This is a genomic window from Mesorhizobium sp. M7A.F.Ca.ET.027.03.2.1, from assembly GCF_003999175.1.
In the GTDB taxonomy this organism is placed as follows: domain Bacteria; phylum Pseudomonadota; class Alphaproteobacteria; order Rhizobiales; family Rhizobiaceae; genus Mesorhizobium.
The window spans coordinates 1-6,049 of the sequence record NZ_RZOM01000299.1; the positions used below are offsets into that span (position 1 = coordinate 1).

Here is a 6,049-nt window from a genome sequence, read left to right on the forward strand (position 1 = left end):
GCACCGCACCTCTGCTCTCAGCCTTCGGCGGCATGTTCGTCGTTGCCGAGATTCCCGGCCCGTTCGCCATGCTCGGCATCTTCCTGTTGTCGGCCGGCACGCTGGTGATGTCGTTTCGTGGCGGCGCACATCTGGAAAAACTCAATCTGCGCGCGGTTGGCTTCGCGCTCGGCACTTCCATCTTCATCGCCAGCTATACGCTGTCGGACGGCAGTGGCGCGCGGCTGGCGGCGACCGCGCAGAGCTATGCCGCCTGGCTGTTCATCTGCGATGCTTTAGGCGCGTTGGTGCTGTGCCTCATCTTCCGCGGACCGAAGGCACTGCCGGTGCTGGCGCGCGACTGGAAGGCAGGGCTGTTCACCGGCGTGCTCAGCGGTGCCGCCTACTGGATCGTCATGTGGGCGATGACCAAAGCACCGATCGCTTCGGTGGCCTCGCTACGCGAAACCTCGATCCTGTTTGCCATGATGATCTCGGTCTTCGCTCTCGGCGAAAAAATGACCGGCTGGCGCGGTGCCGCCGCGCTCAGCATCGTGGCCGGCGTCGTCGCGCTGAGGCTTGGTTAGGCGCCGCTCAGGTCAGGACGGTCATCACCTGGCCACGTCGTTCCGGGCTGAAGCGGATGACGACGATGATGCAGACGGCGACCACGCCTGCGAACAGCGCCAGGGCATAGCCATAGCTGCCTCCGGCGCTTTCAGCGATTCCTGCTTGATAGGGGCCGCCATAGGACGCGGCGAGATTGCCCGCCTGATAGATAAAGCCGGGCAAGGTCGCCCGCACCGCGCCGGGCGAAAGCTCGTTGAGGTGCACGGGGATGACGCCCCAGGCACCCTGGACCGCGACCTGCATGACGAAGGCGCCGATGGCGAGCATGAACGGCGTGGTCGAGTAGGCCCATAGCGGGATGGATGGCAAGGCGATCAGGCATGCCAGCGTGATGGCGTTGACGCGGCCGATCTTCTCCGACAGCGCGCCGAAGGCCAGGCCGCCGACGATGGCGCCGATATTGGCAACGATGGTGATCCAGCTCACCGTATGCGGATCGAAGCCGTGCTGCTTCTTCAGGAAGGTAGGGTAGAGGTCCTGCGTGCCATGACTGAAGAAATTGAAGAACATCATCAGCACGACGGCATAGAGCGCGACGCCCCAGTGCTTCTGCAGCGTTTCCCACATGCCAGGTCGAGCCGTCTTCTGCGCTTCGACGAAGGCCGGCGATTCCGGCACATGCGAGCGGATGAAGAGCACGATCAGCGCCGGCACGAAGCTGAGCAGGAACATGGCGCGCCAGCCGATCGTGTAGCCGCCGATCGTCTGCTGATAGAGCAGGCCATAGACCACCGCCGCCAGCAGATAGCCGGCCGGATAGCCGCATTGCAGGATGCCGGAGACCATGCCGCGTGCGCTCGGCGGAATGGATTCCATGGCCAGCGAACTGCCCAGCCCCCATTCGCCGCCCATGGCGATGCCGAACAAAGCACGCAGGGCGAGGAATATGCCGAGATTGGGCGAGAAGGCGGCCAGCGCGCCGATCACCGAATAGCTGACGATGTTGAGCATGAGGATCGGCTTGCGCCCGTATTTGTCGGCAAGCATGCCGAAGAAGAACGCGCCGATGAAGCGTGTCGCCAAGGTCAGGAACAGCGCCTTGGAGACCGCGGGCACGTCGGCGTGGAATTCGGTCGCGATATCGGTGAGCAGGAATGTCAGAAGGAAGAAATCGAAAGCATCGAGCGTCCAGCCCAGGAATGAGGCGAGGACGGTCTTCTTCTGCTGCGAATTAAGGTGCAAATCTTCCTCCATCATCATCGATGGGCGAATTATCGGCCAGTTCAGGGAAGACCGGTGGTCACGTTTTCGCGCGGCTCATTTGATCGAACGCCCGCTGGAATGGCGGAAGGTGCGATGAGGAGCGAGCGGTGCCATCTGTCGATGAACTCGATCGTGGCTTGAGAATGAGGTCTAGATTTCGAGATCAAACACCAGCAGCCCGTCCGTGCCGCCTTCCAGGGCAGCGACCAGGCGCGCGCCGGCGCGCTGGTGCGCTTCATGCACAAGATAGGCATCGCGCGCGGCGGCATCGCGGAAATCGATGGTGAAGCCGTGGGTGAAGCCGCGTGCGAACGGCTCCGGGCTGACATTGGCGCTGAATTTTACGGCGTCCATGCCGTCGATCACCTGTCGAAGCGCCTCGAGATCGGAATGGATCGCCATGCGCTCGGCGGCGGCAACATCGTTGCGAAACTTGGCGAAAACACAGTGCCTAATCATGTCTTACCCCTCAGTGGCTAAGCAGCCCGGTTTCCGGAAAACACCGCCGGCGGCAGCGGCTCGCGGCCAAGGACCAGGTCGGCGCCCTTTTCACCGACCATGATGGTCGGTGCATTGGTGTTGGATGAAGGCACGCGCGGCATCACCGAGGCGTCGCAGACGCGCAGGCCCTCGATGCCGCGCAGCCGCAGATCCGGCGTCACGACAGCCATCTCGTCATGGCCCATGCGGCAGGTGCCGACCGGATGGTGGTCGGTCTTGGAACTGCGGCAGGCATAGTCGAACAGCTCGTCGTCGCTGGCGAGTGACGGGCCGGGCAGCACCTCGCGCAGCACGTAAGGGGCAAGCGCCTTCTGCCGCATGATCTCGCGGGCCAGCCGCAGCCCCTTGATCGACATGGCGCGGTCATAGGGATCGGACCAGTAGTTCGGATCAATCAGCGGGTGGTCGGCCGGGTCGGCGCTCTTCAGCCGCACCGTGCCGCGCGAGCGCGGCCGCAGGAAGGCCGAGTTCAAAGTGACGCCGGGATTGTTCAGCTTCTCGACGCCGGCCTCGATACCCGAGCCCAGACCGAGATGGAACTGGATGTCGGGCGAGGCGGCTGTCGGATCGGCGTACCAGAAGCCGCCGGTCTCGAACAGGCTGGAGGCCACCGGCCCCTTCTTCAGCAGCAGATATTGCAGGCCGGCCCAGGCCGTGCGGTGCAGCTTGGCGTAGTTGTCATAGGTGTGATCGCCGGTGCATTCGGCGATGACGAACAGATCGAGATGGTCCTGCATGTTGGAGCCGACGCCGGGCAGGTCGTGCACCGGTGTGATGCCGACCGACTTCAGATGGTCCGCGGGGCCGATGCCCGACTGCATCAGGAGTTTCGGCGAGCCGATGGCGCCGGACGAGACGATCACCTCGCGTTCGGCGCGCAGGATTTTCTTCTCGCCGCCCGGCCTGTCGACCACCTCGACGCCGATGGCGCGGCCCTTCTCGACGACGATGCGCGTCACCAGCACGTCGGTTCGGACGGTCAGGTTCTTGCGGGCGCGGATCGGCTTCAAATAGGCGACTGAAGCGGACGAGCGCCGGGCATCCTTCTGGGTCAACTGGTAGTAGCCGACGCCTTCTTGGGCAGCGCCGTTGAAGTCCGGGTTGAAGGGGATGCCCATCTCCTGGCCGGCACGGAAATAGGCTTCGCAGATCGGCAATGGCGCAATCGGGTTCGAGACGCCGAGCGGCCCCTGGTCGCCGTGAAAATCGTTGGCGTAGCGCTGGTTGTTCTCAGCGCGTTTGAAATAGGGCAACACATCGCGATAGCCCCAGCCGGCGAGGCCCTCTTCCTTCTCCCAGGCGTCGTAATCGCGGGCGTTGCCGCGTGTATAGATCTGGGCGTTGATGGACGAGCCGCCGCCGACAACCTTGGCCTGCGTGTACCAGAAGACGCGATCCTTCATGTTTCTCTGCGGCACGGTCGACCAGCCCCAGGAGGCGATGCCTTTGGTCATCTTGGCGAAGCCTGCCGGCATGTGGATGTAAGGATGCCAGTCCTTACCGCCAGCCTCCAGCAGCAGGACCGAATTTGCCGGATTCTCGCTCAGCCGGTTGGCCAGAACGCAGCCGGCCGGACCGGCGCCCACGATGATGTAGTCGGTCATGACACTGTCCACTTACAGCCGCGGCACGGAGAGCGCACCGTCGACATTGATGATCGAGCCGGTCGAAAAGCCGAGTTTTCCGCCAGCGAGTGTTGCCACCACCGCGCCGATGTCTGATGCTTCGCCCCAGCGTTTGGCTGGCACCAGACCGCCGTCGATGAGGGCGTCATATTTGGCGGTCACGCCTGATGTCATATCGGTGCGGATGATGCCTGGCCGGACCTCGAACACGCCGATATTTTCGGGCGCAAGCCTAAGCGCCAGGTTCTTCACCCACATTGAAAGGCCGGCTTTCGAGATGCAATAGTCCGGCCGCTCCGGCGATGCCATTTCAGCGCTGACCGAGGTGATGGTGATGATCGACCTCTGGTGATCGCCTGGCGCAGCCAGCATCGCCTTGGACACGGCCTGGCTGAGGAACACGGTGCCGCGCAGATTGATGCCGAGCGTGCGGTCGAAATTCTCCGGCTTGAGGTCCAAGAGGTCACCGCGCACCACGGCGCCGACGCCGGCATTGTTGACCAGGCAGTCGATGCGACCGAAGGCGTTCGTTGCGGCGGTGACGAGGGCTGGATGGTCGTCGAGGTTGGCGATGTCACAACGCACATAGGCGAATTTTGAGCCGCGGGCGGCAATGGCGGCGGCAAGTTCGTCTGGAGCTTGGTCAGCAAGATCGGCGACCAGAATATCGAAGCCGGCATCCGCCAGTGCCTCGGCGCAGGCAAGCCCAATGCCGCGCGCGCCGCCGGTGACGATGGCGGAGGGGCGGGTCATTGGAAGCTAGCCTTGCGGATGTCAGCGCCGCCCCTCATCGCCCTGCCGGAGCGTTCGTCGTTCGAAAAGCCAAGCAGTTGGCTTTTCGTCCGCTGCGCGGACCACTCCTCAACCCCCCGTATAGTGACGGGGAGAAGGACGCTCGCGCCGCCGTTCTCGACAATCGCCAAAGGATCGCCGAGGTTGCGACCAGCTTTCTTCTCCCCGTTTACGGGGAGAAGGTGCCGGCAGGCGGATGAGGGGCGGCACTGACCCATCATGCGGCAAGCTCCACCTTGCGAATATGATCGGCGACACGCAGCGCCTGGGCTGCAATCGATAGCGCCGGATTGACCGCGGCCGAGTTCGGCAGGAAACCGGCGTCGACGACGAAGAGGTTCCGGTGGTCGAAGGAGCGGCAGTAAGGGTCGAGCGCCGCCGTCGCCGGATCGTCGCCCATCTTTATCGTACCGCATTGGTGCGACGGCGTGCGCTTGTCGAAGGGGCGCGACAGAACGATGGGATAACCGCAGGCGCGGAAATTTTCGCGCATCACCTTGGTCAGCCCGTCTAGCGACCGCATGTTGGAGCGCCGCCACTGCATGACGATGTCCTTGCCGTCGACCATGATGCGGCTTTCCGGATCGGGCAGGTCCTCGCACATCAGGTACCAGTCGACAGCGTGGTCGGCCATGAAGTCGAGCGCGAATCCGGGCGTGTATTTGACATTGGCCCGCAGCATGTTGCCGTCGATCTTGCCGAGCAACTGGACGTTCCCCAGCGGCTTGCCGCCCTTGCCGTCGGACAGGTAATAGTCGTTCAGCATCAAGGTCTTCTGGTAGACGGCATCGTTGCGGCGGCGCGGGTCGATCGCCAGCATGGCGCTTGAATTGTGGTTCATGAAATTGCGGCCGACCTGGTCGGAGCGGTTGGCTAGGCCTTTGCCATCCGATGTCGGCGAGCGCAGCAGGATGACGGCGGAATTGACCGCGCCGGCCGACAGGATGACCAGCTTCGGTGATACTTTCTTCAGCTCGCCGTTCTGCCGGTAGTGAATGGCTGATATCGTCGTGCCGTCTGGCGAGGCTTCAAGATATTCGACGTAAGCGCCGGTCTCGAGCTTGATGTTCTGATCGGTCAGCGCAGCCGTCAGCGGACCCGTCTGCGCGTCGACCTTGCCCTGGCCGGTGTTCGGGAAAGCATCCCAGCCGGTCTTGCCCTCTTTCAGCCAGGTGTCGATGTCGACGCCGAGCGGCAGCGAGGCCGGATGCAGGCCGAGGTTTTTCAGCTCGGCGCGGGCGCGGGCGATCGGTGCCTCGTCGGGCACCGGCTTGTAGGCGTAGGGGATCGAATGGAACGGCCCGGGCGGATCCTCCCCC

At 63.6% G+C, this 6,049-nt stretch carries 6 protein-coding genes; 1 reads left to right on the forward strand and 5 read right to left on the reverse strand.

The features are described 5' to 3' along the window. Positions 1-566: DMT family transporter (locus EN750_RS15090; protein ID WP_127396895.1), on the forward strand; the 566-nt coding region annotated here is incomplete at its 5' end. Between the two features lie 7 nt (positions 567-573). Here the strand turns inward: EN750_RS15090 and EN750_RS15095 are convergent. The 5 genes from EN750_RS15095 to EN750_RS15120 form a co-directional block, all read right to left on the reverse strand. Next, on the reverse strand, positions 574-1,791 hold the full coding sequence (locus EN750_RS15095) for an MFS transporter (protein ID WP_164895733.1): 1,218 nt from the start codon (positions 1,789-1,791) through the stop codon (positions 574-576). A 171-nt stretch (positions 1,792-1,962) separates the two neighbouring features. Further along, positions 1,963-2,271 carry a Dabb family protein gene (locus tag EN750_RS15100; protein WP_127319158.1) on the reverse strand — a complete coding sequence of 103 codons (309 nt, stop codon included), beginning with the start codon at positions 2,269-2,271 and terminating at the stop codon, positions 1,963-1,965. Between the two features lie 17 nt (positions 2,272-2,288). Next, positions 2,289-3,917 (reverse strand): GMC family oxidoreductase N-terminal domain-containing protein, encoded by a 1,629-nt coding sequence (locus EN750_RS15105; RefSeq protein WP_127396897.1) that lies wholly within the window; start codon positions 3,915-3,917, stop codon positions 2,289-2,291. Between the two features lie 12 nt (positions 3,918-3,929). Further along, entirely contained in the window at positions 3,930-4,691 is a 762-nt protein-coding gene (locus EN750_RS15110) for a 3-ketoacyl-ACP reductase (protein WP_127396898.1), read from the reverse strand. A gap of 256 nt (positions 4,692-4,947) precedes the next feature. Further along, a partial coding sequence (locus EN750_RS15120; RefSeq protein ID WP_145967663.1) for a GMC family oxidoreductase occupies positions 4,948-6,049 on the reverse strand: 1,102 nt, incomplete at its 5' end.

Excerpts from the sequence above, each read along its gene's own strand:
- EN750_RS15100 (WP_127319158.1), bottom strand. The coding sequence starts at position 2,271 with ATGATTAGGCACTGTGTTTTCGCCAAGTTTCGCAACGATGTTGCCGCC.
- EN750_RS15105 (WP_127396897.1), bottom strand. The coding sequence starts at position 3,917 with ATGACCGACTACATCATCGTGGGCGCCGGTCCGGCCGGCTGCGTTCTG.
- EN750_RS15110 (WP_127396898.1), bottom strand. The coding sequence starts at position 4,691 with ATGACCCGCCCCTCCGCCATCGTCACCGGCGGCGCGCGCGGCATTGGG.